The sequence below is a fragment of the Ruoffia tabacinasalis genome (assembly GCF_042652985.1).
Lineage (GTDB): Bacteria > Bacillota > Bacilli > Lactobacillales > Aerococcaceae > Ruoffia > Ruoffia tabacinasalis.
The window spans coordinates 1-25,281 of the sequence record NZ_JBHSHQ010000011.1 but is presented as its reverse complement, the minus strand read 5'-3'; the positions used below and the strand labels follow the sequence as shown (position 1 = coordinate 25,281).

Sequence of the window (25,281 nt, the reverse complement as noted above, 5' to 3'; positions counted from 1 at the left end):
AATTCGACTCCTTTGTATTTGAATTCTTTACTCTCGCGAATTAATTATATCATATCCAATCTTAAGTCATTGAAAATGTGAACTTGAGCCAAATGGGTGTGTCATTTGGCGTGAGTTGGGTAAACGAAAGACAAACGGAGATTCCATTTAGCGCAAGATGAGCAATCTTAAGACAAACAGCAACTCCATTTGGCGCGAGTTTAGCAATCTTAAGCCATATGAAATTTGGTTTGGCATCAGATTCAGCATTTTGAATTTAACAAAAAATTTTCCATCAAAAAACGCCTTCCAAAAGCGAGTCGGACTCTACTTTTGGAAAGCGATAAATGTTTAATTATTTAATGTATTTAGATTCTAAGCCTTCAGCTTCAAGATATTCTCTTAAAGGTACTAATTCTTCAGCTTCATATTTTTCTTTATATGCTTGGATTTCTTCAGCACTGTATAATTTAGAGTCCAGTTTTAAAGTTTCTACTGGGATTGGACGGTCTTGAGTAATTTTACAATCAATGACAACTGTACGGCCTTGTTTGTATTGTTCTACTGCTTCTTTCATAACGCTGTCCATATCTTCGATACGTGAAACTGTTAGACCAACAGCTCCTTGAGCTTCAGCAATCATAGCGTAGTCAACATCAGTAAAGTCAACACCGAAGATGTTTTTGTTAGTATCTTCATATTTATTTTTAATGAAGGCATATTCAGTATTAGCGAATACTACGTTAATAACTGGCATGTTATAACGAACGTTTGTTACTACATCTGGATATGTCATTGAGAACGCACCGTCACCGATGATGTTCCAAACTTGACGATCTGGATAAGTATTTTTCGCACCGATACCACCCGGAATTGCAATCCCCATTGTTGCGAATAATGGAGACGTACGCCACATATTCTTAGGAGTTAAGTTTAGGTGACGGATAGATGTTTGAGTTGAGTTACCAACATCAATTGAGTAAATAGCATCTTCGTCAGCGTGTTTATTAATAGCGTTATATACTTGATAGAATTGAAGAGGTCCTTCTTCTTTAGTTTCTAATTTATTGATATATTGACGCCAGTTTTCGATATTTTTAAGGTTAGCGTTCCACCATGCAGATTCTTCAACAGCATCTACTTTATTTAAGATCGCGTTCACAGCTTCACCAGCATCACCAAGGATAGCTACATCAGCTTTATGACGTTTACCTAACATAGTTGGATCGATATCGATTTGGATGAAGTTTTCAATGTTTCTGAATGTTCCTTCAATTTCTGCGAATGGGAAGTTTGATCCAGCAAATAATACTGTATCTGCTTCTAAGATTGTTTCGTTCGCAGGTTTCCAACCAACACGGTAAGTTGATCCAGCTAAAGCTTCGAAGTCATATTCGAATGTTTCAAAGTTTTTACCAGTTGTAATTACTGGTGCTTTGATTTTACGAGCTAATTCTTGAACAGCTGGTCCGTGTCCCATAGTACCAATACCTGCATAGATTACAGGACGTTTAGATTTGTTTAATAATGCAACTGCTTCATCAATATCTGTATCGTTGATTGCTGATGGAACGTAGTGACGGTAGCTTGATCCTGAAGAATAGAATGCGTCTTCAGCGATTTCTTCAAAACCAAAGTTAGCTGGAACTTCTAATACAGCTACTCCACGTTTAGAGATTGCAGTTCTTGCAGCTTCGTCAATTAATTTAGGTAATTGCTCTGCATAAGCCACACGTCTGTTATAAACAGCAATTTGATCATACATTGAATTTTGATTTAATTCTTGGAAGGCATCCATATTTAATTCTCTTTGAGGACGAGATCCTAAAATCGCTACAACTGGAATATTATCCATAGCCGCATCATAAAGACCGTTAATTAAATGCGATGCACCTGGTCCACCAGACCCAACAGTTACACCTAATTTTCCACCGAATTTCCACTGCATCACTGCAGCCATAGCTCCAACTTCTTCGTGTTTAACTTGTAAGAACTTAATATTGTTCTCTTCGTCTCCCATCGCGTCCATTAATGAGCTTAATGTTCCAGATGGAATACCATAGATAGTATCAACGCCCCATCCTTCTAATACTTTCAATACGGCCAAGCCGATTTTAATTTTTCTTCCTGACATTCAAAAAATCCTCCCAAAATATTCTTATTTCTAACGTTATGATAATACCACTTCTCTAGAATAATTTAAACTATATTGTAGATTAAATATTCATATTAAGTGATAAACTTTACCTATAAGCACGTATAATATAGTCATAATCGTTATTATAACACGCTTCGTTGGGGTTTTACCATATATATATATACCCTATTCAGTTAAATAAAAACAGAAAAAAAACACTTTGTCGAAAAGGTTTTATTTAAAATCAGCAAAATTATGTGCTTGAACACTCATTTATTTGACTGTGTCTACATCTTAAAGGTTATATTTATGGGTTATACTGTCTGAACTTTCGTCAGTAATCTCCATAAAGAAGGATCATGTTTCAATCGATATGGTAAGTGGTTTGCCTTTGCTCTGCCACTCGGAGGACTGTTTGATGTATTAGTGAATATCGTTTCATTCTTTCTGACTGCTAATCCAGTCTCTTTTTCCGACTGGTTAGTATTCGCCGATTCAACATTAGCTGTGATTAAATTTGTTTTTTTGGAGATCGCAGTCATCTGGCTTGTACTCTCAATCATCGCGTTAGTAGGTAGTTATTTATACAGAAAATTATTTAATCCCGTCAAACCAACAACGCAACTGGAAGCTGGCTGAATTGGATAATTTACCTATTTCTTGTAAATTATTTATCTTAGTAACTAAAATTGCAGACCACTCATTACAAGTGTTTGAGAAGCAATTTGACAGTTTTCTACGAGAATTAGCTCATCGAGTGAATATGAGTGACGGAGCCATCAGTATGCAAATGACTAAACTAAGCGAACATGGCTTGCTAGATATATACGTGAATCCAGCGAATAACCGCCATAATCAAATTCGCTTGACCGATGGGTGCACTCGGATATTAAATGTAGTGACCCCAAGTTCTAGATAAATTAGTAAAAGAACATTAGGATAAAGTTGACATTGACACCACTCAATTTGAAGGACAGATAATGGATCTCATTTCAACGTTTTATGAATAATATAATGACTCAGTAATCTTGATAGTATTAACCAAGTTACCCCAAATACGATTCCGATTAATAAACCCATCAAAATTCCATTGTTCCGTCTACGGTTATTATCATTTTCTTTTATCTTAACTACTCTGGTAATTCCATATTTTCTGTTACATCAATGGGAGTTAGTAATAGTCTAATAATACTGATTATTTTACATTGGCTTTGTCAATAAAATCATTCCTTCAACAGCCGTGTTCAATAAATCAACCTGTATATTTTGCTTGAGTTCCCTTTGAAATCTGTGCATAGGCAGGAAATGTTGAGCATGTATGCATTGTAAAACTATTTTTTCTCCTTTATTTTTATACAATATCAGTTATTAACTAGTTTTAATCATATCCTACACAAGTTTTATGCTTCTGAAGACCCTGCATTAAATAATAATTTGCAAAGACTACCATTTTATTTATTGCAATTTGCTTTCCAAGCTAGTAATACATCCTACGCTTCTTGTTTATCCGTATGTTTTATGTTAAAATCTAATATACAATTTGAAATCACAACTTATCCAGAGTAAGCAGAGGGAATTGGCCCGATGAAGCTTCAGCAACCTACCATTGGCAAGGTGCTAAATCCAACTCGAAAGAGGAAGATGAGTCTAACCCAGTTATTTGGCACGACGAATCTCGTTGTGCTTTTTTAAATTGAATAAATAACTAGGAGTGGTTGTCTTGTTACCAGAAAAGAATATTAGTTTTGAGGAGTTCATAAAGGGATTGAGTGAGTTACAAATTATGCCTCAATTTAGATTTCGACGGAGCCAATCTGGAGATCTAGATGAACATGATTTGATTTTTCTAGTTTGTACGAAAGGCTCAAAAAAAGGTGCACACATAGGTCGAACATGTCTTTGCTGCATCGGGTCTGCTAGTATTAATGACTATGAAAGCTTTAAAGACAGTATGAGTTCGAATGATTATGATACTCTCTTGACCCTTTTGTTTAACTTCACATATACTGACTTGAGATACAAAGCAATTAACTAGTAATTTTATAAAGCACAAAATGAAGAGAGTCACAGACCATGCCTTATTTGCATAGTGTTGTGACTCTCTTTATTGTATTATTTCAGTTTTATCGCCTGTTTTTTTCATTCTACACTAATATAGCTAAACAATAAATGATTCAAATAGGCTTCAACATCCCTGTTAGCTCATCTAATGTTTTCGGTGGGTTAACAAGAATTTCACGGGCCTTATCCATATCAACTTTCACATTATATGTTAAAATTCCAGATGGTTTGCCTTTAAAAAGATAATATACAATATAACCTCCGGCAACTTCTTCAATGATCGCATCATCACGGTTGCGACTCATTTCACCGACACCTTCAATAGAAATATCTAAGACATCCGTATAAGAGAGTGGCGCACCATGACTATAAACTTCTTCAGCGCCCGTCATGTTCCGTCCCGCTACTTTCCCAGAATACTCCGCTTGCTCTTCATGTTCAAATCGATTACGTCCTATGATTACATCTGGATAATTCAACACATCTCCTGCAGCATAGATATGTTTGTTGGAAGTTTGCAAATACTTGTCAGCAATAACACCATTACCCACTTCTAAGCCAGCCTCTTCTGCTAATTCAACATTTGGCTTTAATCCAATTCCTACAACAAGAATATCCGCTTTCAATACAGCGCCATTCTCTAGTTTTAGACTTACTTGATCGTCCTCTACTTTGTAACTATCAGCATAGGCATTGTTTATCAAAGAAACGCCAATATCTACAAAGCGCTGTTGAAATTTTTTAGCAAGCATTAGTGGTAGTCGTTTTTCGTTTAATATTTCATTAGGAAAAACAAGCGTCACATCCATATCATTGAGCTTTAGACCTGCTGCAATTTCTGCTCCAACCCAGCCTCCTCCAACGATAATGACTTTGCTCCTAGGTTTGGCTAATTTTCGGAGGTTTCGGTAATCTTCTAAGTTTCTTAAAGCTAGGACACGCTCACTCTCCAGCCCATCAATCCACTTTGGAGCGCCACCCGGTGCATAAAGCAATTTTTCGTATTGATAGATTTCTCCACTCTCAATCTCAATCGTTTGTTGATCGGCATTAATTTTCTTAACAGTTGTCCCAGTTAAGAAATCAATTGATTCATCATCCGAAATATTATAATATATCGTTTCTTTTGGATAGTCTGGCTCTGTCCAAAATTCTTTACTTAATGGAGGACGATAGTAGGGTTTGTCAGTTTCTTGTGTGACTATCAACAATGTCCCTTCACGGTCATACTTACGAATTTCCATTGCGGCATTGGCCCCAGCCATCCCGCCACCTAATATTATATATTTATATGAATGTTGCATAAATCATGCCTCCCTTTTTCTCTTCCTACATATATTACCAAAATTCTTCTTAAATGTTTTTGTATATGCTATATTTCATATTATCTCTCGAATTATATCTATGATTGTCTCAGTCATTCAAGTATAACCTATTAATAAAATATCAGCTTACTTATTGCCCATTTAGAGAAAAAGAAAGCTGCGATCCATAATTGTTAAAAATATACATAAAAGTGAGACACAAAACGATGCAAATGATATTGCATCGTTCTGTGCCTCTTTAATATTTCGGTTGTGTTATATGTATCTAAGTTCAACCTTAAATACTTTAATGGTATATTCTACTATCCGTGAAGCTGCTTAAAATTCTATGCAATCAGTGACCAAAGATGTTGAATCGTACCATTCTCTAACAGAATAAAAATACCCAAGCCGATGAAAACGACTGGTACGATGACTTTTTCGTAACGCTCAACTACTTCACCAATCATAGGAACCGAAGCCAGTCGTTTGGATAAATAACATAAGATAAAAATCCCAATGATAAAAACAAGGATCACAACCATGACTTCCTGGAAGGACATACCAGTAAAGTAAGGAATATAAATTCCCAAATTATCTCCGCCAAGGGCAATGGTCAGAGCAACCACACTCGCAACTTCTGACTGTCTATGCGACATCTTTTCTTCCAAGTCCTTTTCATCTACATCTTCATCGATGAAGATAGCCCGAATCCCTAGAATCAAAGGAAGTAAACCAAGTAACCCGATCACCCAATCTTGTGGAATAAAGTTCAGGAAGTACGCTGCAATGAGACTAAAGCCAACGAGCAACCCCGTTCCAATATATTGGCCAATATAAATTGATCGTTGTTTACCAGTATTCATGGTAGAGAAAAGAATCGTTAAAACAACCAAATAATCGATGGACGTAGAGATAAAAACTAACATTGAAGATATAATTATTTCCATAAGCCTCCCCTTTCAATATGTTTATTAGAATTGGTGGTTTTCACACAAACACATCAACTTGGCCAAAGCCAAGGGGGAATGTTTAATAAATTGCTTCATATAAAACATCCTACTTTCATATTCTTTTTTACATGGCACATATGCTTTCTAAACCAACGTTTATGAAGTCGCTTTGTTCCCTCATGAATTATACCATTAAACATACAATGTTTCAGCCACTCAGCTTGCTCATTCTGCTTGTCTTCTTGGGAAATCCGTGCATGGGCGGGAGATCTACTTCTGCGAAACTAACGTTTCTTCTCAAGTAGTGTCACTGTCTCCACATGGCTCGAGAGGACAGAATTGATGTCATTCGAAGTTGCCCGTTCTCGGAAACATATCCACGGCGTTTTTTGCACTATCGGTAGGCAGGAACATATCCACTAAATTTGTATAGTTAAACTGAATGTACTTTCAGCTTAAATGGAATTTATCTTTGAGATGTTTACCTACAGGAATCCTTTACTTCTCTTCAGTGTATCTTTCTTGCTGCAAAAATTCCTTTGCCTCGCTAAGGCGTAAATCCCAATATTTTTGCAAAAGGTAAATGATTTTCTCATCTTCAACTTTGGCTTCCTTCAGAGCCGTAGTTGCCTTTTCAATCCCAATGACTCTTTCTTCAAAGGCAGCTTCATCTAGCCTTGCATTGCTATCTTCTCTTATTCGTTCCAAAACTGAATTTTTGCTTACAGGTAATCTCTCCGCAACTTTTACTTACGCATTAAATTACTGCTGATACTTTGTCTAGATCTGTCATGATATTACTGACACCTTCGAGTCTAAAGATAAACGGATTGTTTCAGGTTTAATGCCACCTTCAACTGGTTCTTCTTCAGTTAGTTAGCTAAGTGTCACTCAAACCGGATAAACCACTAATGATTTTTCAATTCCCACACTCCCTAAAGCACTCCTACCTACTATCAGCACATCTTGCCAATCCAATCAAATATTTACAAATAAAGTATCACCAGGTCAATTGCCGTAGCCCGATAACCAAAAAAAAATTTCCTTTTTAATAAGTATCTCCTACAATTTTTTCTGCATAATACATAATATACTCTCCCATCATGGCTCGATGAGTAATATCTTATAAGTTCCCAAGTTGTTCTAAAATATAATCTAAACATTCTTTACTGGATGACATAGCGCACCCCCAAGTATTATCGACTTAGCTTATTTTTATAAAAATCGTTGAAGTATTTGCTTAGTTTCTTCGTCGTTTGATTCAGATTGATTGGCACTTTGAGAGACGGAATAGATAATATCTCCTAAGTTGATTTGCTGCATCTCCAATTCAATGCTACGTTGCAATCGATCATATTTTTCGGCTAATACACCTTGGATATTACCTCCTACGATACAGGCAGGTGCTGTCTTCTCATCCACACGAAATAGTTGTTGCGCTTCATCAATTGCTTGATAGATATCGTAAAACGAAATATTTTCGGGTTCTCTACTTAATTTCGGATTGGCTTTTCCTGATTGACTGGTGATCAGGCCAGCCTTTTTAAGGCTACTCATAATGCGTCTAACAGAAACGGGATTAGCATTCACACTTTTGGCAATGACCTCACTAGATAAGTCTGTGCCTTGAAGCATCTCGATATAAACTAGAATATGAATAGCATTACTAAATTTTACTGAATATTTCATATGAATATCCCACCTCTTTTCTCTTGACTTATTATAGCACATTCACTATCATTAACCTGTGACTTTAATTATTACAGGTTAATGAAAAAGGAGTGTTTATTCATGAAATATTTAGTAACTGGCGCAACAGGTGCCTTTGGTGGCCTCGCATTAGACAAATTAAAAACATTAGTTCCCGTATCAGATATCCACATCTTAGCGCGTAGTAAAGAAAAAGCTACGCCACTTGCTGAAGCTGGCTATACAGTACACATCGGCGATTACTTAGATAAAGCCTCTTTAAAAGCTGCCTTCACAGGTATTGACCGCTTATTACTAGTTTCATCAGCACCCGGCACTCGTCAAGAAGAACATCAAAATGCGATTAATGCAGCCAAAGAAGCTGGTGTTAGCTTTATCACCTATACAAGCTTTGCCCATGCAGACCAATCTTCTGCCGACCTAGCAACTGACCACCGTTATACCGAAAAAGCCATCAAAGCATCCGGCATTCCATTTACAATTTTAAGAAACAACTGGTACTTGGAAAATGAACTACCGCTAGTAGGTGCAGCTTTAAATAGTGGTAAACTATTATACACCGCTGAAAATGGTAAAGCAGGTTGGGCATTACGTCGCGAATACGCTGAAGCAGCTACGATCGTTTTAGCTGGTGAAAAAACTTTCCCTGATATTCTAGAATTATCTGGGAAACCAGTAGACTACGTTACTTTAACTAAAGCACTAGCAGAAGCAATAGATAAAGAAATTACCCCTCTAGATACTAACGACGAAGCATTCGTTAAAAATCTAACTGACAATCAATTACCAGATCCAGTAGCAGGCTTCTTCCTAGCGATCCAAGGTGACATCAAAAATGGTGTATTAGATGTACAATCAGATGACTTTGAAACGGTATTAGGCAAGCCATTAACACCGCTTGTGGATGCCTTTAAAGAATTACTTCAATAATTTCATATCGTTCAATAAACCATTCTTCATAAAAAGATCAAGAGCCCCTACTAGCTAGCCTTAATGACAACTAGTAGGGGCTCTTTTTGAATATGAATACCTTCAAATCGAAAAATCGTTTCTGGCTACCTAAAATTTGACATCAAGTCAAAGATCCAACCACCAATAGGGACAGCCTTTTATTAAGCACCCGTCTATCATATGTATTGCCGTATGGTTAATCTACGTCATCATTTAATCAACTACTAAAAGCGTAATTTTTCTTTTTTTACTACCGTATTGCTTTATAGTCCAAATCTGTATATGAAGAATTAGTAATCAAAATGATTAATTGATCGTAAGTTTCAGGCCTTATTGACTCCTTAAATCCATCATATCATTGACATGGACTTTTCCAATTTAGTTCATTGGTATTAGATGGTGAACACGAATAAAGTTTTTATCGTGTTCGCCATATACCTTTTCGAATTCGAAGCCACAGACAAAACACTTACATCCATAATATTGAATACACTTTTGACGTGCTATAGAACTTCACTGATACTTGTTTACTAATGTTAACTTTTCTGAATCAACTTGAGCCACTAATCTTAAACGAGCATACATGCCACCTAATGCTTTTAAGTATTCTTCTTTTATAAACCAATACTCTTCGTCGTTTACAATTTCCTCCCTTGACGTGGTGTTAAGTAACTCCTCGATAACCCTCCACGCAAGAGGAGCTCCCAGACGGTCTAGGACAAAATAAAAAAAGTCAGTAGACCAAGCCCACTGACTTTTGAAACCCTTGTTTTTAATGGTTAACGGTTAGACATGATGACTTTAATTTCGTCTTCATTAATACCTACCATCGCTTCGCCTAAATCAGTTGAGATTTCGACTAATTTGGCAGCATTTTTGTAATTGGCTACTGCTTCAACTATGGCTTTGGCACGTTTTTCTGGATTACCTGATTTGAAAATACCTGAACCAACAAAAACGCCTTCAGCACCTAATTGCACCATTAAAACTGCATCAGCAGGTGTTGCCACCCCGCCAGCTGAAAAGTTCAACACAGGTAATTTACCAGTATCATGTACTCGCTTTAATAAATCATAAGAGACACCTAATTCCTTAGCTTGGTTAAAGAGCTCATCATCTTGTAACGAAGCCACATAGCGGATTTGTTCATGGATTTTTCTTAAGTGGGTAACCGCTTGACTGACATCCCCCGTTCCTGCTTCACCTTTAGTACGAATCATTTTAGCCCCTTCTTGAATACGGCGTAAAGCTTCACCTAAATCTCTAGCGCCACAAACGAAAGGAGTTTCAAATTGTTGTTTATCAATATGATAAACATGATCAGCTACTGATAAGACTTCTGACTCATCAATATAATCAATTTGTAAACTTTCTAAGATTTGAGCTTCGACAAAGTGACCAATTCTTACTTTCGCCATGACTGGTATAGAAACTGCTGCTTGAATTTTTTTTATCATTTGAGGGTCACTCATCCGACTAACACCACCAGCAGCTCGAATGTCTGCAGGAACTCTTTCTAAAGCCATGATCGCTACGGCACCAGCCGCTTCAGCAATTTTAGCTTGCTCCACATTTACAACGTCCATGATTACACCACCAGCTAATTGTTTATGTACTTCTTCAATTGATCGTTTCATTTTGATTGCTCCTTTATAAATATTGTCTCCACTTTAACAGTCTTTTGGATGTTTCTTAAGATGCAAAAATGGATATTTTTATGGGTCCAAATAGTTTTTTATTGTATAATGGATAACACGAGAGGAGGAAAAGCATGATTACGGTGAACTTTAACGAAGACCAACACCTCTACTTACAAATAGTCGATGAAGTCATCCGGCAAATTGCCCAAGGACATTTAAAAAGTGGTGACCAACTACCCTCACGGCGGGCCTTGGCAGATCATTTAAAAGTCAGCCTTAATACGGTCATTAACGCATATGACCAACTGACAGATGAAGGCTATATAGTGCCGAGGGAAAGATCTGGTTATTATGTGGATTTACTAGAAATTGATATGTTGCCCTCTGAGGAAATTGAGACAAAGTCGACAAAACATGAGCATTTTAAAATAAGTGAAGCCAGCCAATATACTTATGATTTTCACTTTGCCAACCGTGATATGTCTACTTTAAATCCCAAACAATTATTGCAGTATGCACCCGAAGCTCTAGCAAGAAGCGTGGTTAATTGTAATTTAAAAGATGACTTGGGTGCTCTCTCTTTACGCTTGGCTATTGCTAATTATTTACGTAAATACCGGGGAGTGATGACTTCAGCTGATAATATCATCATTACAGGTGGTCATACGGCTAGCTTACAGACTCTATTTGCCTTATTAGAAGATGCGATTTATGCCTTAGAAGATCCTGGCTATTATAAAAATTTAGATCTCTTTACAGACTATCAGCAAAAGACTATTCGAATTCCGATTGATAAATATGGTTTCTCAGTTAAAGATTTGGAGACTACCTCAGCTAACATCGTGATTACTACGCCCAACCATCAGTTTCCCACTGGCATTATCATGGGGATGCGTCGACGTCAGCGCTTATTAAAATGGGCCTATCAGGCAGAAAACCGTTATATTATTGAAAATGACTACTATAATGAGTTCCGCCTTAAGGGCCGTCCTGTTCCTGCTTTGACTAGTCTGGACGACCAGGAGCGAGTCATTTTATTAGGGGCCTTTCGTCAAAGTATGGGGTCAATTTTTAAGATGTCTTATTTAGTTTTACCCGATCAATTAATGAAAAAATTCCATCAAGCTAAATTAAAAACCAGTGATATTTCCAGCTTTGAGCAATATTTAATGACTGATTTTCTCAATTCTGCCCATTTTCCTAAATATATTAATAGCCTGCGGACTAATTACCGTCGTAAGGAAAAAGCGGTTCTAGCAGCGCTTAACCAAACCCAACTACCCCTAACCATTAAGGAAGCAGGGGCTGGACTTTTCTTTATTATTAACATTGAGGGTGAGATTCCACCGACTGACGTGATTCAAACTAGGCTAGCTGAAAATAAGATCCGCTTACAACCGGTCAACCACTACGCTAAATTAAAGAACCGGTTCGACCAAAGTTATATTTTAGGTTATGGTGGGCTAGAGCTTGATGAAATTGATCAAGCTATTCAAGCTTTAACCAATATTTTTAGATAAAGCAAAAGACTCAGTAAGTCAGCGAAAAGCTTACATACTGAGTCTTTTAATTAGATTAAAAGAGATTCAACGAGATAAACGACGATTACCGACACCATCATAACTGCTAAAGTCACACAAGAAACATAAAACAAACATACGCCTACATGTTCAAAACTATCAATGTAGGCTGTGATTTCAAGCTTATATAAAAGCTCTATAAGTAATGGTAAGTGTACCTGTACTCACGTGTTGACTACTTTCTTCATAAGTTTGATAATTTCCCTATCCAACCTAACACTCTTGCACTTATTGACTAGTTCCCACAGACATACCCCTGTTTGCATAATAAAAAGGAGTCACTTAATCTTAAAACTAAGTTTACTCCTTTTAATATTAGCATACCGTGAGGCTGTTTTAATTAATAATCTTATTGTATCAAGGTTCTAGGGAGATACCTTTTGCATCAATACTATACACTCAGCAGCCGACTTCTACCAATCAGACTGCGCCTATCGGCTTGTCTTCTTGGGAAATCCGTGCATGGGCGGAACATCTACTTCTTCTGTCGCTAACGCTCTTTCACAAGTAGCGTTACCGCCTCAACATGTGTTGTAGCTTAGCTATCGATGCAAAATAATATGTGAAGTGGGAAGTTTAAAGGTTTCATCTATTTTTTCTTGAGTCTCCCCAGAAGAAGAGTGCCACAGTTCCTGGACCGGTATGTGAACCTATTGTAGTTCCAACATTATTTATTTCAACCTTGTTCTTCAAGTTGGGAAATGATTCCTCGATTAATCTCGCGACTTCTTGAGCTTCAGTATTAAAAGCAGAATGAGATATATAACATTTATCAGAATATTCAAGATCTTTAATAGCATGATTTTTCATTTTATCTACAATTAAACTAATTACACGTCTCTTACCTCTTACTTTTTGTTGAGGAGTTAATTTTCCATTTTCATCCATATTTAACAATGGACAGATTTTAAATGTTGTTCCAATAAATCCAGATGTCTTTGAGATTCTTCCTCCTTTAACATAAAAAGATAAATCAGTCGAAAAAAACCAATGATGTAGATTCAGTTTGTTATTTTCTACCCAGTCATACAACTGTTCAAGTGTGTATCCGTCGTCCCTTAGATCTGCCAGTTTATCCATCAATAAACCATAACCAGAGGATGCCGCAAGGGAGTCAACGATGTATATTTTTCGATCCGGATATTCCGCTTCCAATAGTTGCTTTGCTGCACACGCTGAATTATATACTCCAGATAATCCTGAAGACAGTGATACGTGTAAAATATCCTTCCCTTCTTTCAGAAACGAAGAAAAGTAATCTACAAACTCTCCTACATTTACTTGTGATGTTTTCGTCTCAGCCCCATTACTCATTGCTTTATAAAAATCGTCATATGAAATCGACTTACCAAGATCATCTTTATATTCTTTTCCATCTACCATAAAATGAAAACTAACATAATTTATACCACGACTGTTGAAGTGCTTTTCTGTTAAGTCTGCAGTCGAACAACAACTTAAAATAAATTCTGGCATCATCTTACCTCTTTTCTCTTCTCACATACGCCTTTAATGAAATAATTGAATCCATTTGCAGAAAGTTCAGAAAGCTTAACTGAAATCTCATCAATAGACACGTTCTGATTGTTTCTAAACCAAGTTTGATATACAGCTATAATCCCAGCTATTGTATAGTCAATGATCATATCTTTATCAATCTCGTCCAAATCAGCAAACATGGTTTTATTCCTCTTGATTATTTCCTTAAGTTTTTTTGCTATTTTCGCAAGAAAATTATGATTATTACCTACCATAACATAAAATGTTGATAAAATTCTAGATTTTCTCTCACTAAATCCGTTAAAGTTTCAAAAATCAATTGCGGGTTAAATGCACTTTCACTAAATTCCATTTTATTAATTGGTTTTTCGAACATTTCAATTAGATCATTCTCCAATTCATCAATTAATTTTTCATAACTATCATAGTAGGTGTAAAAAGTTTTTCGTGTAATATCTGCCTCTTGTGCAATCTCAGTAACAGAAATATTTTCTATCTCATTGTTGTCTAGAAGATTTATTAAAGCTTTTCTTATTGCTTCCTTTGTTTTTAATATACGACGATCTATGGTCATAAAATTCGTCACTCTCCTTAGATAAATTGCATTTAATATACACTCGTATTATGATATACATGTGTAACTTTGGTGATACAAAAAGTTTTTAGCTCACATTTGGAGGGATAATATATGAAAAAAACAGCGTTAATTTTAGAAGGTGGTTCATTTAGAACAATGTTCTCGGCAGGAGTATTAGATGTTTTTTTAGAGAACGAGATCTCCTTTGATTATGTAATCGGAGTTTCTGCAGGAGCACTCGTTGCTATAAACTACTTGTCAAAACAAAAAGGTAGGGTTGCTTATATCAACACTAAATACAATAACGACAAAAGATATATCGGATTAACAAACTATTTTCAATCAGATGGTGTAATTAACTTTGATTTTTTATTTGAATATCTTGGAAATGGCGATGAAACCCCTTTTGATTATAATACTTTTGGAAATCGCTCAGCTGATTTTGAAGTGGTCGTCACAAATTGTGAAACTGGTAAAGCAGAGTATTTTCTTATTAATGATAATAAGCAAGAAATGATAGATATCACAAAAGCTTCAGGTAGTCTGCCGCTAATCTCTAAAGAAATCAATATAGACAATGTTTCTTACTTAGATGGTGGTATCGCTGATTCAATACCGATTCAACATGTTTTGGACTTAGGATTTGAAAAAATCGTTGTGATTCTTACTCAAGATCGTAGTTTTACAAAAAAGTCGTTGTCAAAATCAGTAGAAAGATTACTACGCTTGAAATATCGCAATTATCCTAGTTTTCTGTCAACACTTAAGAACCGTCACTTTAACTATAATAATAGTCTAAAAACTGTTCATAGAGAAATGGAAAACGGAAAAGTGTATCTGATTCAACCTGATCGTCCAGTCAAAATTGAAAAAATTGAAAAGGATAAAACGAAGCTTGAGTCTTTATACAAGATTGGATTATCCTCTGGTGCTCACCATGCTAATCATGTTAAGTCTTTTTTGAAAGAATAAATTCACCAATGTATTGGATTTCAATTTTTACTTCTATATTGGCTCCTTTGTTATAATTCTCTGCTTTCATGATACCTTGTTTTCTTTTAACTTATGCAGTATGCAATATATAGTGAGCTTACCTTTAAATCATAATTTTTTTCTACATAATCCTGTATCTGTAGGTATGTCGCTTTACTCTCTGCTTTCGTCAAATCCACTTCATTTAAGTCGATATCTACCTGAATCGATTTGTTTCCTTTTATTCTGGATAAAAGTACTACCGTCTCCACGTGCGGTGTATGCGGAAACTGGTCAATCGGTTGAACCGTCTTCAATTCATAACCAAAGTCTCTTAACCAAACTAAGTCTTCAGCTAAGCTTTTTGGATTACATGAGACATAGATAACTTTATCCGTTCCAAGTCTTCCAATGCTTCGCATCACTTTCCCGCCGGCACCACTTCTTGGTGGATCTAACAGTAATAAGTCTGGTTGGCCCCAAATTTCTGGGAGTTCTTTCATTCCGCGTCGAGCGTCACTCGCCATGAAGAAAGTATTGTCTAAGCCATTATCTTTCGCATTACGCTTCGCTGACTCAATTGAAGTTTCAACAATTTCAATTCCAGCTAATTCTTTACTGCGTTTCGCAAAAGGTAAACTGAATGTTCCTACCCCACAGAATAGGTCAAGGACGCGCATATCATCATTCACATCAGCCATCTCAAGGGCATAGTCCACCATTTTCTCAGCTTGAACTGGGTTCGGTTGGAAGAATGTATCATGCCAGATACGGTAGCGGTAGCCACCTAATTCATCGTAGATAAAATCGCGTCCATATAAAGTAAAGGACTCTTCTGATTGAATACGCCCAGAGATATTTGTATACTCAATCCAAACTAGACTGGCTAAGCTTGGGAAAGCTTCGCTTAAGCGGTCTGTTAAGTCTTTTACAGCTTCTGGATGTGCTTCGGGTTTTTCTGTCGCATAAACAACGACCATTAATTCGCCCGTTTCAAAAGAAGTTCGCATCATTAGGTTACGTAAAAGTCCTGTATGTGCGTCTTTATCGTAGCCTTTGAAATCATTATCTTTCTGCCATTGGCTCACAATGTGTTTCACTTCAATCATCACTTTTGGTGCAATGATTGAATCGTTTAAATCAATGACTTTTCGGTAATTTCCTTGTTGGTGCATACCTAATTCACCGGTTGGTCCGAAAGATAATTCCATCTTATTACGGTAACGGTTTGGCTCATCCATACCAATAATTGGTTGGATTAATGATGTATTAAAGCCAGCCTGCTCTAAAGATTCTTTGACAATATTCGCCTTAAACTCCAATTGATCAGGGTATTTCATATATTGCAGTGGCGCTGAACCAGACACATCAAAGTGAGTTGGCATATCTAAGTTACGTGTTGGACCTGGTTTCAATAACTTATCATAGGGAACAACTGCCTTGTAACGACCTTTCGCATTATCAACTGTTACTCGAACCACATCACCTGGAACCACATTCGACGTTATGATTTTTAACGTTCTACCGTTTGAGCCTCTATCTGGTGCATGGGTATAGTGGACGAAGCCACGTCCTTTTGAATCTACATAATCGATTTCTACATCCAACACTTCTGTTGGGTAATCGCCTTTTCTCATTGAATCACCTCAATATTATTATTTATACAAAAGCCTGTGTATTATTACAATATTCCCTAGTTTATCATATGTAGCCGTTGTGTCTATCTTTTAAGTAAATTTAAGTGCATATTTTTTAGTAGTTTATCCATACAAAAAGCATCCCGTTAAGGATGCCTCATTTAAAATTATTCACTTGGTAATTGGTTCACCAAACCATGAACTTCACTTAAAGGTTCCACAAATAGAATTCCGTTACCTTCTTTGTCTAAGTCCATATTTTGGAAAATAATTTGACTCACTTCTTTATATTTATCTTTCTCAACTATAAACCAAATGACTTCTCCAGCATCCCCACTTGGAACGACTGCATAGATTAAATACCATATATGAACCCCCTCCTAAAAGCGATACAAATAAACGATGTCACGAGTAAAAGCAATCTCATTAAATTCAGACGTTTAGAATAAGCAAAAGATACCTATTAATACGTAGATAGCGGCAAAGTTATGTCGTAAATTAAAGTCTTTAATAATTCAGTATACCCCGAAAGTCAACATAGCTCCTACTCCTAGGGACAGTACCATAACAAAGTTTTGTTCAGCTATAATTGAAATGAATCCTAAACCAAATATACCAATCATCGCAATCACTTTTTTCGGATGTTCAATTAAGTAGTGACTGAATAAGTCACCCATCTTCTCAACACTCATATCGACACCAACTAAGAACAGCGGTAACCCTATTAATAAAAAAACGACACCAATAATAAATCGAAGTATCGTTAACCAAGCTACCGGCTGCAATATAAATTGAATTAAAAGTACGAACCAACCATCGGTAGTAAGGAAGATGACGTTTCTTTAAAGTTATCTATTAATCGACCCAGTATAATCTCCTCCTGTTCAAAAATTTATCGAAATAATTTGTACTAATAATATAGTAACATTTTAAGCGTTATTTAGCATTTTTTACAAATGACACTAAAAAAAGAAGCCCGTTCACACAGACTTCTTTCAAATTTAAATTATGCTTTTGTAAATAGGGCTACTGCTTCAACGTGAGTCGTTTGTCCAAATAAATCAACCGGTTGAACAAATTGTAAATCATAACCCGCATCTGCAAATAATCGTGCGTCTCTTGCTTGAGTTGCTGGATTACAGCTAACATAGACAATCTTTTCTGGTTGTTGTTCAATCACTGCATCCACAAAGACTTGATCTAAACCTTTACGCGGTGGGTCAACGACGATGACATCAAAGTTGATGCCCGCTTCGTTCCATTTTGGTAACCATTCTTCCGCACTTCCGACTTCAAAGGCTGCATTTTTTATGCCATTTAATTTCGCATTTTGCTTAGCCATTTCAACGGCTTCATCCACAATATCCATCCCATACACTTGTTTCGCATGTTGAGCGAGTGATAAACCGATTGTTCCGATTCCAGAATACGCATCCAGAACAGTCTCATTCCCTTGTAAGTCCGCTGCATCAATTGCAGTTTTGTATAGAACTTCTGCCTGGGGTGTATTCACTTGGTAGAAAGATTTAGATGAGATTCTAAAAGTTAAATCTAACATCGAATCTTCAATATAAGGTTGGCCCCATAATACTAAACTTTGACGACCTAGAATGACATTCGTACGTTTCGTTTGAACGTTTTGTACAATACTTGCGATATTTGGTACTTCTTCCGCAATTGCATCGACGATGATTTCTTCGTTTGGCATCTTACGTTTATTCGTTACAAGTGTCACCATTACTTGACCGCTATAATGTCCACGTCTTACAACTACATGACGGATAATTCCTGTATGATTCTTTTCAATATAAGCAGGCACATGGAATCGTCTTAAGATATCTCTCACAATTAAGATGGCTTCATCAATTTCTTTATGTTGAATAAAGAAGTTTTCAACTGGCACTAAATCATGTGAGTTTCTTCTAAAGAAGCCTGTTTCTAGTTGGCCATTGATTTCTCTTACTGGGATTTGTGCTTTATTACGGTATTCCCACGGATTTTCCATACCTAGTACGGGACGGATCTGTGCATCTTCAAAGTGTCCAATACGTTCGTAAGCTGATTTAACTTGTTGTTCTTTGTATGCTAATTGAGCGTCGTAGCTCATATGTTGCAGTGTCATTGTCCCGATTTGACGTCCGATTAAATCTGTCATCTCAACGCGCTCTGGACTCTCTTCAATAATTTCAAGTAAGCATCCGAAACCGTAAGTCTTTCCAACTTTCATCGCTTTGAATTTAACAACTTCGCCTGTCATCGCTCCTTCGATAAAGAATGGGTAATGATCAATTTTCACAACGCCTTGCCCTTGTGATGTTATGTCTTCGACCGTTCCGGTGAACGTGTCATTTTTCTTAAATGGTACTTTGTTTGCCATTTTTTATTTCCTCCAATTTCAATGTCTAACCCATTTTATCAAAACCTAGCCATTATTCCTAATTAGTATTGAATGAGGAAGAATTCAAGTCATTAAATTATTTTATTCGAAATGTTAAAAAATACGTGCATTTAATCACAAGACGTGCTACTATAAACTCAAAGAAACAAGGGGGATATAAAATGAAAAAGAAATTATTACTACCATTAGTGTTATTAACAGCAAGTTCGCTTGCATTAGCTGTAAGTTCACCGGTGAACAATGTAACGCCTTTTGCTGAGACAGTTGCCGTTCAAGCTCAAGAAGCAACAACTTTAAAAGTGGCTTACTTAGCTCCTCACGGTGACCAATCATTCGCTTCTGTTGTTGTGGCAATGCAAGGTGATGTCGTTGTTGACGCACAAATCGATGAATTCCAATTTGTTGAAGGTGATCAATGGACTGGTGTTCCAAACGCAGATGCTACATTTGGTGAAGGTTTCGCTGACGGTGTAACACTAATCAGTAAACGTGCGGACAGCGAAGGCTACTCTGCTATGATGGCTGATATGGCTGGTTCAACTGTTACTTATGCAGATAACTTAAACGCTATCGAAGACTTTGCTAAAGGCAAAACTGTTGCTGAAATCGAAGAAGGCATTACTGCTTTAAATGATTTAGGTGAAGATGGAAATGTTTCTGACGTAGTCTCAGGTGCAACTTTAGGTGACTCAGCTGGTTACTTACAAGCCATTATTGACGCTGCTAATGAAGGTACTGAATTCACTGGTGCTGAAGCAGATGCTGCTAACTTAGAATTAAAACAAGCCGTAGCTGCACCACATGGTGACCAATCATTCGCAATCGTTACTACAGCGGTTGATGGTGATACAGTTGTCACTGCTTCTCTTGATGAATTCCAATTTGTTGAAGGCGACCAATGGTCAGGTGTTCCAAACGCGGATGCTGCATTTGGTGAAGGTATCGCTGAAGGTGTAACTTTAGTTTCTAAATTAGAAAACTCTGAAGCATACTCTCAATTAATGACTGACATTGCTGGATCAACTGTTCCATACGCAGAAAACTTACAAGCAATTACTCAATTCGCTGCTGGTAAAACTACGGCTGAATTAGAAGAAGCGGTTGCTGAGTTACAAGACTTAGGCGAAGAAGGAAATGTTGCTGATGTTGTATCAGGTTCAACTTTAGCTGATACTTCAGGTTACTTACAAGCGATTGTAGACGTAGCTAACCAATAATTATTAGCCGTAAAATTAACTTCCTAATTAGACAAGCTCAGGTGGGCTTGTCTTTTTTGTTGAGGTTTATGATTTTTTTGGGGAATTATGTAGAAAGCGATACTTTGAGTTCCCATAGTGTCGCTTTTAACGGTAAAGTGTCGAAATTATCATTTTATAAGTCTTATAAGAATTTTTCGAGCATTTTTTACTAACAACTTGACACTTCTCTAGATATACGACACACTGAAGAAAACTAAATATTATGAGGTAGTAATATGAATACTCTTAAACGTTTTGCATTAAAATTATTATCATCGCCAACGATTAATATGCATGAATCATACAAATTCGTACGGCAATTACAAAAGGTTTTTGTCACCCCTTCTAAATCCCGCTTTCAGTATTTGGATCAGAAGATTTATTCTGCAGATCAAAGTCATGAAATTCCGATTCGCATTTTTCGTCCAAAAAAATTGATGAGTAGTGAAATTATATTATTCTTTCATGGTGGGGGCTGGGTTTTAGGAAATATAGATACCTATACAAAAGATTGTCGTCGTTTGGCTGATCAAATGGGGCGGATTGTCTTAGCGGTTGATTATTTAAAAGCACCTGAGAATCCTTACCCTGCTGGTTTCGAAGACTGTTATCACGTCGCTCAACTACTTTTATCACGTCCGGATTTAACGGGAATTAAAGGCACGCGTAATATTATTATTGTTGGAAACTCAGCTGGAGGAAATTTAGCTGCAGCCGTTTCTTTACGCTTACGCAATGAAGGCAAGCCTTTACCAAGTAAACAAATTTTAATTAATCCTGTAACGTATTGGCGCCACGATGAAGCGTCTCCTTTTGAAAGTGTTGAGGAGAATGGATACGACTATGGACTCACTGCAAAGAAAATGCAGGAATATATGGAGATGTATGAACCGGATGAGGTCAAAAGACAGAATCCGTACATCGCACCATTAATGACTGAGGATTTTAGTAATCAACCGGACACTTTAGTCATTTCATCTGAATTTGATCCTTTACGTGATGAAGGTGAAGTTTATGGCTACATGTTGTTAGAAGCTGGGAACCAAGTGGAAATTATGCGCGCTAAAGATACTGTTCATAATTTTCTATTTGCCCCATTAAATGAAGATATTATTGATACAACGTATTTATTAATCAAAGACTTTTTAGAGAATCACTTGAGAAGGAGTGACATACGTGGAGAATCAGAAAGTTAATCAACGTAAAAAATGGGTTCGCCTAGATAACGCATCAAATATATTCTTAGCGGCGATGTCTAACCGTGATAGTAAAGTGTTTCGAATTAGTGCTGAAGTCACTGATACTGTGGACCCTGACTTGTTACAACAAGCTTTGAGTAAAGTCTTTGAGCAAAATTTACTTTATCACAGTGTATTAAGACGCGGTTTCTTTTGGTATTACTTGGAAGAAAGTGATTTGAAGCCCAAAGTAGAGCCGGATACGAACACGCCTTGTCGCCCTTTATATTTTTTCGATCGACGGAATTTATTATTTCGCGTTATGTACTGGAAGAAGCGCGTGAGTCTTGAGGTCTTTCACGTCTTATCTGACGGAACGGGAGCGATGTGGTTCTTTCAAGATTTAATTACCGAGTACTTGAGTTTAAAACATCCTGATTTAAAAGATGAAGACGTTGAAGTTTCGACTTATATTCATGACCAATCGAGTGAAGACAGTTTCGAGCGCCATTTTAGACGAAAGGATCAATTGAACTTTTCGAAAGCTGCTCAGTCGGCTTTACGTGGAGTTACAATGGTCGGTGCCAAGGCAAAAAACTTCTTATTCCCTGCCGTTGAAAATGAACCCAAACCGAGTCGGAAAGTCTATCGCTACAAAGGAACTTACACGTCGGATTACCGTCCGCGCGTCGTTGAATTGGAAATGCCTGTCAAAGATATTTTGAAAAAAGCGAAAGCGATGAATGTTTCTTTAACAGTTTATCTGACTGCTGTCTTTATGGAATCGATTCGCAAAGCCGAACCGAATTTCCAAGGGAATGAGACGATGGCTGTCTCTGTGCCAGTGAATTTGCGTCAGTTCTTCCCTTCTGATTCCGCGCGAAATTTCTTTGCGGTGACACGGTTGGAATATAAATATAAGAAGAATGGTGACAATTCTTTAGAAGCAATTTCTCAGGAATTAAAAAATCAGCTAGATCCGCAACTAGAGAAAGAAACTTTAGAAACTTGGCTTAGTCAGTTAATTCAATATGAGTACCATCCTTTAAGTCGGATTATTTTACGACCGATTAAAGATTTGGCTTTAAAATTTGCTAATTACATGAATAATCGTAAGCTCACTTTTGCGATTTCCAATCTTGGTTTAGTTAGTTTCCCTTATTTAGTTGATCAAATGATTCATCAAGTTTACTTCCATACGATTGCGGTTCGTCCGCAGTTTTGCGCAATTAGTCATAATGATGTATTGACGATAACTTTTACGTCCCCATTTATTGAAACAGATATTTACCGTCATTATGTTAGGTTCTTAAGTGACGAGAATATTCCGGTGACGATGACGGTAAACAAAGTGACTGAAGAAGAGTTGGGAGGTCGTTATGATGCGTAAGTGTCCAGAATGCCACGTGAGCGTGAAAGGTGATTGGGATAAATGCCCTCTTTGTGAGGCGCCTCTTGATAGTAATATTCCAGTCACATCCAGTTCAATGCCAGATGTGCCCTTGCAATTTAATCGCCGTTTCATTACTCAATTTTTGATGGCTTTCTCTTTAATTGTTGTGGCAGTTATTCTTGGGATTGGCTTACTCTATCACGGTCGTATCCAATTGTTTCAAGGGGCAGCCTTTGGAATAATTACAATGTGGTTGGCAGTGCTGACCTTGATTCGCAAGCGTCGTAACATTGCCAAAAGCTTACTCTATTTATTAATCATCTTGTCCCTCATGTGCATTTACTTAGATTACACGATTGGTTGGTCAGCTTGGTCGCTAACTTATGCAGTTCCTATCATATGTAGCTCGACTTTAATTAGTATGATCATCACCGCACGGATGACCCGCATGAAACCAGGTGACTATGTTCTATACTGGGCTGCAGTAGCAATCTTGAGTTTAGTGCCGATAATCTTCCTTTTAATCGGTTGGATTCAATTTAAAACCCCTTCCCTAATTTCCTTTGGTTTTGGTTTAATTGTGTTGATTTATATGCTAGTGACAAAAGGCCAAGTGATTTGGGGAGAAATCAAGAAACGAACATTTATATAAAATGCGATTGGCATCGACTTCGGTCGGTGCTTTTTGTTTGGATTGGAGTTGAAAGTTTAACTGGACTTGTCATTGGATGTCAGGGGAAATTAACCGTCTAACGGGACTTGTCACAATATGACAAGGGAAATTGAACGGCTAACGGGACGGGTCACATAATGACAGGGGAAATTAAACGACTAACAGGACGGGTCACCGAATGACAGGGGAAATTAAACGACTAACGGGACGGGTCACATAATGACACGGGATATTGAACGCCTAACTGGACAGGTCACACAATGACAAGGGAAATTGGACAGCTAACTGGACACGTCATCACATGACAGGGGGAATTGAACGGCTAACAGGACACGTCATCACATGACAGGGGATATTAAACGCCTAACAGGACGGGTCACCGAATGACATGGGAAATTAAACACTTAACGGGACTTGTCACCGAATGACAGGGGAAATTAAATCCTGCATCCCGCTCCCAACACAAAAACAGCGCCAATCACCGAAGTGGTTGGCGCTGTTCAATCTATATTATGGTTGTGACACTCTTAAGTAAGTGCCGATATAGATTAAGTCTGATGTTAAGTTATTCCATGCTTTTAATTGATTGACTGAAGTTCCGTAGCGGTAAGCTAAGTTAAATAATGTGTCGCCGGGCTGTACTCGGTGAACGGTTCCTTGTGATGGCGGTTGATTATCGCCACCTCTAATATTTAAGCGCATGCCGATGGCTAAGAAATCAGATGACAAATTGTTCCATGACTTCAATTGGTTAACCGTTACGCCGTAACGATTCGCAATGCTCCATAATGTATCTCCTGATCTGACTGTATAAGTTAATCCTTCAGATGGAGGTGGTGTTGTACCTTGATCAGATACAACAAGTCGCATGCCAATGTATAAGAAATCAGATGATAGATTGTTCCATGATTTAATCTGATTGACTGTTACACCATAAGTGTTAGCGATACGCCATAAAGTATCTCCAGCTCTTACTGTATATACTGAGCCTGTTGGCGGTGGTGTTTCAGCGTCTGTGACGATTTTTAATTGTTGCCCAATTTGTAATAAATCAGTAGTTAAATGGTTCCATAATCTTAATTCGTTAGCTGTTACGCCGTAGTCGTTTGCGATTTTGTTGAGGTATTCGCCTGGTCTAACCGTATGAGTAATCACTGTGCCTGTACTGTAGTCTGCGTTTGCTTGGGCCATGACGGTTCCAACGCTCGTGTTCATTGCGCCAGCAAGTGTCAATATTGCTAAAGGAACCATTAATAATTTTACTTTTCTCATCGTTCCCACCTCTTTCAATTTCAAACTTAAGTGCTCTCTTTCTCTAACTTAATCTTACTGTATATGTCAATTGAAAAAGGGACCACCTTGCTGTTGAAAAAGGGACCACCCTGCAGTAGTAACAGGAG

21 protein-coding genes, 1 pseudogene and 1 riboswitch are annotated in these 25,281 nt (G+C 37.3%); of the genes and pseudogenes, 8 read left to right on the top strand and 14 right to left on the bottom strand.

Features of this window, described 5'->3' with window-relative positions; genetic code table 11:
- Positions 1–334: 334 nt before the first annotated feature.
- Entirely contained in the window at positions 335–2,113 is a 1,779-nt protein-coding gene (gene spxB, locus ACFO5Y_RS01995; RefSeq protein WP_197103767.1) for a pyruvate oxidase, read from the bottom strand.
- Between the two features lie 643 nt (positions 2,114–2,756).
- Between spxB and ACFO5Y_RS01990 the strand changes: the two genes are divergently transcribed.
- Entirely contained in the window at positions 2,757–3,035 is a 279-nt protein-coding gene (locus ACFO5Y_RS01990; protein ID WP_197103765.1) for a MarR family winged helix-turn-helix transcriptional regulator, read from the top strand.
- A 631-nt stretch (positions 3,036–3,666) separates the two neighbouring features.
- A riboswitch (SAM riboswitch) is annotated at positions 3,667–3,764 on the top strand.
- A gap of 526 nt (positions 3,765–4,290) precedes the next feature.
- On the opposite strand, the gene ACFO5Y_RS01985 is transcribed toward ACFO5Y_RS01990, so the two are convergent.
- The 5 genes and pseudogenes from ACFO5Y_RS01985 to ACFO5Y_RS01965 form a co-directional block, all read right to left on the bottom strand.
- Positions 4,291–5,481 carry an NAD(P)/FAD-dependent oxidoreductase gene (locus ACFO5Y_RS01985; RefSeq protein WP_197103763.1) on the bottom strand — a complete coding sequence of 397 codons (1,191 nt, stop codon included), beginning with the start codon at positions 5,479–5,481 and terminating at the stop codon, positions 4,291–4,293.
- A 347-nt stretch (positions 5,482–5,828) separates the two neighbouring features.
- On the bottom strand, positions 5,829–6,431 hold the full coding sequence (locus ACFO5Y_RS01980) for a CadD family cadmium resistance transporter (protein ID WP_138405393.1): 603 nt from the start codon (positions 6,429–6,431) through the stop codon (positions 5,829–5,831).
- A gap of 501 nt (positions 6,432–6,932) precedes the next feature.
- Positions 6,933–7,142 (bottom strand): cell division protein MraZ, encoded by a 210-nt coding sequence (locus ACFO5Y_RS01975; protein ID WP_197103761.1) that lies wholly within the window; start codon positions 7,140–7,142, stop codon positions 6,933–6,935.
- A gap of 343 nt (positions 7,143–7,485) precedes the next feature.
- Positions 7,486–7,614: pseudogene (locus tag ACFO5Y_RS01970) on the bottom strand (TfoX/Sxy family protein); the annotation flags it as partial.
- 35 nt (positions 7,615–7,649) lie between these two features.
- Positions 7,650–8,123 carry an Rrf2 family transcriptional regulator gene (locus ACFO5Y_RS01965; RefSeq protein WP_197103759.1) on the bottom strand — a complete coding sequence of 158 codons (474 nt, stop codon included), beginning with the start codon at positions 8,121–8,123 and terminating at the stop codon, positions 7,650–7,652.
- Positions 8,124–8,225: 102 nt separating this feature from the next.
- On the opposite strand from ACFO5Y_RS01965, the gene ACFO5Y_RS01960 reads away from it, so the two are divergent.
- Positions 8,226–9,074, top strand: a complete 849-nt coding sequence (locus tag ACFO5Y_RS01960; protein ID WP_197103757.1) for an NAD(P)H-binding protein — start codon at positions 8,226–8,228, stop codon at positions 9,072–9,074.
- An 800-nt stretch (positions 9,075–9,874) separates the two neighbouring features.
- On the opposite strand, the gene pdxS is transcribed toward ACFO5Y_RS01960, so the two are convergent.
- Positions 9,875–10,732 (bottom strand): pyridoxal 5'-phosphate synthase lyase subunit PdxS, encoded by an 858-nt coding sequence (gene pdxS / locus ACFO5Y_RS01955; RefSeq protein ID WP_197103755.1) that lies wholly within the window; start codon positions 10,730–10,732, stop codon positions 9,875–9,877.
- 134 nt (positions 10,733–10,866) lie between these two features.
- On the opposite strand from pdxS, the gene pdxR reads away from it, so the two are divergent.
- Entirely contained in the window at positions 10,867–12,255 is a 1,389-nt protein-coding gene (gene pdxR, locus ACFO5Y_RS01950) for a MocR-like pyridoxine biosynthesis transcription factor PdxR (protein WP_197103753.1), read from the top strand.
- 645 nt (positions 12,256–12,900) lie between these two features.
- Here the strand turns inward: pdxR and ACFO5Y_RS01945 are convergent.
- The 3 genes from ACFO5Y_RS01945 to ACFO5Y_RS01935 are packed head-to-tail and all read right to left on the bottom strand — an operon-like array spanning position 12,901 to position 14,389.
- Complete coding sequence (locus ACFO5Y_RS01945) at positions 12,901–13,791, bottom strand: DegV family protein (protein ID WP_231606820.1); 891 nt, start codon at positions 13,789–13,791, stop codon at positions 12,901–12,903.
- Positions 13,791–14,069, bottom strand: coding sequence for a TetR-like C-terminal domain-containing protein (locus ACFO5Y_RS01940; RefSeq protein ID WP_159431711.1), 279 nt, complete (start codon positions 14,067–14,069; stop codon positions 13,791–13,793). The genes ACFO5Y_RS01945 and ACFO5Y_RS01940 overlap by 1 nt, the downstream gene beginning before the upstream one ends.
- Complete coding sequence (locus ACFO5Y_RS01935; RefSeq protein ID WP_197103749.1) at positions 14,063–14,389, bottom strand: TetR/AcrR family transcriptional regulator; 327 nt, start codon at positions 14,387–14,389, stop codon at positions 14,063–14,065. Before ACFO5Y_RS01935 ends, ACFO5Y_RS01940 begins: the two co-directional genes overlap by 7 nt.
- 114 nt (positions 14,390–14,503) lie before the next feature.
- Here ACFO5Y_RS01935 and ACFO5Y_RS01930 point away from each other — a divergent pair, with 114 nt between their 5' ends.
- Positions 14,504–15,364: a patatin-like phospholipase family protein gene (locus ACFO5Y_RS01930; protein ID WP_197103747.1), complete on the top strand. Its 861-nt coding sequence runs from the start codon at positions 14,504–14,506 to the stop codon at positions 15,362–15,364.
- Between the two features lie 86 nt (positions 15,365–15,450).
- On the opposite strand, the gene rlmD (ACFO5Y_RS01925) is transcribed toward ACFO5Y_RS01930, so the two are convergent.
- The 3 genes from rlmD (ACFO5Y_RS01925) to rlmD (ACFO5Y_RS01915) form a co-directional block, all read right to left on the bottom strand.
- Positions 15,451–17,001, bottom strand: a complete 1,551-nt coding sequence (gene rlmD, locus ACFO5Y_RS01925) for a 23S rRNA (uracil(1939)-C(5))-methyltransferase RlmD (RefSeq protein WP_197103745.1) — start codon at positions 16,999–17,001, stop codon at positions 15,451–15,453.
- 515 nt (positions 17,002–17,516) lie between these two features.
- Positions 17,517–17,798: a DUF1538 family protein gene (locus ACFO5Y_RS01920; RefSeq protein WP_331459499.1), complete on the bottom strand. Its 282-nt coding sequence runs from the start codon at positions 17,796–17,798 to the stop codon at positions 17,517–17,519.
- A gap of 209 nt (positions 17,799–18,007) precedes the next feature.
- Positions 18,008–19,378, bottom strand: a complete 1,371-nt coding sequence (rlmD, locus tag ACFO5Y_RS01915; protein ID WP_197103741.1) for a 23S rRNA (uracil(1939)-C(5))-methyltransferase RlmD — start codon at positions 19,376–19,378, stop codon at positions 18,008–18,010.
- A 182-nt stretch (positions 19,379–19,560) separates the two neighbouring features.
- Between rlmD (ACFO5Y_RS01915) and ACFO5Y_RS01910 the strand changes: the two genes are divergently transcribed.
- The 4 genes from ACFO5Y_RS01910 (at position 19,561) to ACFO5Y_RS01895 (ending at position 23,860) form a co-directional block, all read left to right on the top strand.
- Positions 19,561–20,616 (top strand): peptidoglycan-binding protein, encoded by a 1,056-nt coding sequence (locus ACFO5Y_RS01910; RefSeq protein WP_197103739.1) that lies wholly within the window; start codon positions 19,561–19,563, stop codon positions 20,614–20,616.
- A 257-nt stretch (positions 20,617–20,873) separates the two neighbouring features.
- Positions 20,874–21,833: an alpha/beta hydrolase gene (locus ACFO5Y_RS01905; RefSeq protein WP_197103737.1), complete on the top strand. Its 960-nt coding sequence runs from the start codon at positions 20,874–20,876 to the stop codon at positions 21,831–21,833.
- Positions 21,814–23,205, top strand: a complete 1,392-nt coding sequence (locus tag ACFO5Y_RS01900; protein ID WP_331459498.1) for a condensation domain-containing protein — start codon at positions 21,814–21,816, stop codon at positions 23,203–23,205. Before ACFO5Y_RS01905 ends, ACFO5Y_RS01900 begins: the two co-directional genes overlap by 20 nt.
- Entirely contained in the window at positions 23,195–23,860 is a 666-nt protein-coding gene (locus ACFO5Y_RS01895; protein WP_197103735.1) for a DUF6320 domain-containing protein, read from the top strand. Before ACFO5Y_RS01900 ends, ACFO5Y_RS01895 begins: the two co-directional genes overlap by 11 nt.
- Positions 23,861–24,391: 531 nt before the next feature.
- Here the strand turns inward: ACFO5Y_RS01895 and ACFO5Y_RS01890 are convergent.
- Positions 24,392–25,153, bottom strand: coding sequence for a LysM peptidoglycan-binding domain-containing protein (locus ACFO5Y_RS01890; protein ID WP_197103733.1), 762 nt, complete (start codon positions 25,151–25,153; stop codon positions 24,392–24,394).
- Positions 25,154–25,281 lie beyond the last annotated feature (128 nt).

Excerpts from the sequence above, each read along its gene's own strand:
- ACFO5Y_RS01895 (WP_197103735.1), top strand. The coding sequence starts at position 23,195 with ATGATGCGTAAGTGTCCAGAATGCCACGTGAGCGTGAAAGGTGATTGG.
- rlmD (WP_197103745.1), bottom strand. The coding sequence starts at position 17,001 with ATGAGAAAAGGCGATTACCCAACAGAAGTGTTGGATGTAGAAATCGAT.
- spxB (WP_197103767.1), bottom strand. The coding sequence starts at position 2,113 with ATGTCAGGAAGAAAAATTAAAATCGGCTTGGCCGTATTGAAAGTATTA.
- ACFO5Y_RS01945 (WP_231606820.1), bottom strand. The coding sequence starts at position 13,791 with ATGCCAGAATTTATTTTAAGTTGTTGTTCGACTGCAGACTTAACAGAA.
- ACFO5Y_RS01930 (WP_197103747.1), top strand. The coding sequence starts at position 14,504 with ATGAAAAAAACAGCGTTAATTTTAGAAGGTGGTTCATTTAGAACAATG.
- ACFO5Y_RS01960 (WP_197103757.1), top strand. The coding sequence starts at position 8,226 with ATGAAATATTTAGTAACTGGCGCAACAGGTGCCTTTGGTGGCCTCGCA.
- ACFO5Y_RS01965 (WP_197103759.1), bottom strand. The coding sequence starts at position 8,123 with ATGAAATATTCAGTAAAATTTAGTAATGCTATTCATATTCTAGTTTAT.
- ACFO5Y_RS01940 (WP_159431711.1), bottom strand. The coding sequence starts at position 14,069 with ATGGTAGGTAATAATCATAATTTTCTTGCGAAAATAGCAAAAAAACTT.
- pdxS (WP_197103755.1), bottom strand. The coding sequence starts at position 10,732 with ATGAAACGATCAATTGAAGAAGTACATAAACAATTAGCTGGTGGTGTA.
- ACFO5Y_RS01935 (WP_197103749.1), bottom strand. The coding sequence starts at position 14,389 with ATGACCATAGATCGTCGTATATTAAAAACAAAGGAAGCAATAAGAAAA.
- ACFO5Y_RS01905 (WP_197103737.1), top strand. The coding sequence starts at position 20,874 with ATGAATACTCTTAAACGTTTTGCATTAAAATTATTATCATCGCCAACG.
- pdxR (WP_197103753.1), top strand. The coding sequence starts at position 10,867 with ATGATTACGGTGAACTTTAACGAAGACCAACACCTCTACTTACAAATA.
- ACFO5Y_RS01980 (WP_138405393.1), bottom strand. The coding sequence starts at position 6,431 with ATGGAAATAATTATATCTTCAATGTTAGTTTTTATCTCTACGTCCATC.
- rlmD (WP_197103741.1), bottom strand. The coding sequence starts at position 19,378 with ATGGCAAACAAAGTACCATTTAAGAAAAATGACACGTTCACCGGAACG.
- ACFO5Y_RS01985 (WP_197103763.1), bottom strand. The coding sequence starts at position 5,481 with ATGCAACATTCATATAAATATATAATATTAGGTGGCGGGATGGCTGGG.
- ACFO5Y_RS01910 (WP_197103739.1), top strand. The coding sequence starts at position 19,561 with ATGAAAAAGAAATTATTACTACCATTAGTGTTATTAACAGCAAGTTCG.
- ACFO5Y_RS01890 (WP_197103733.1), bottom strand. The coding sequence starts at position 25,153 with ATGAGAAAAGTAAAATTATTAATGGTTCCTTTAGCAATATTGACACTT.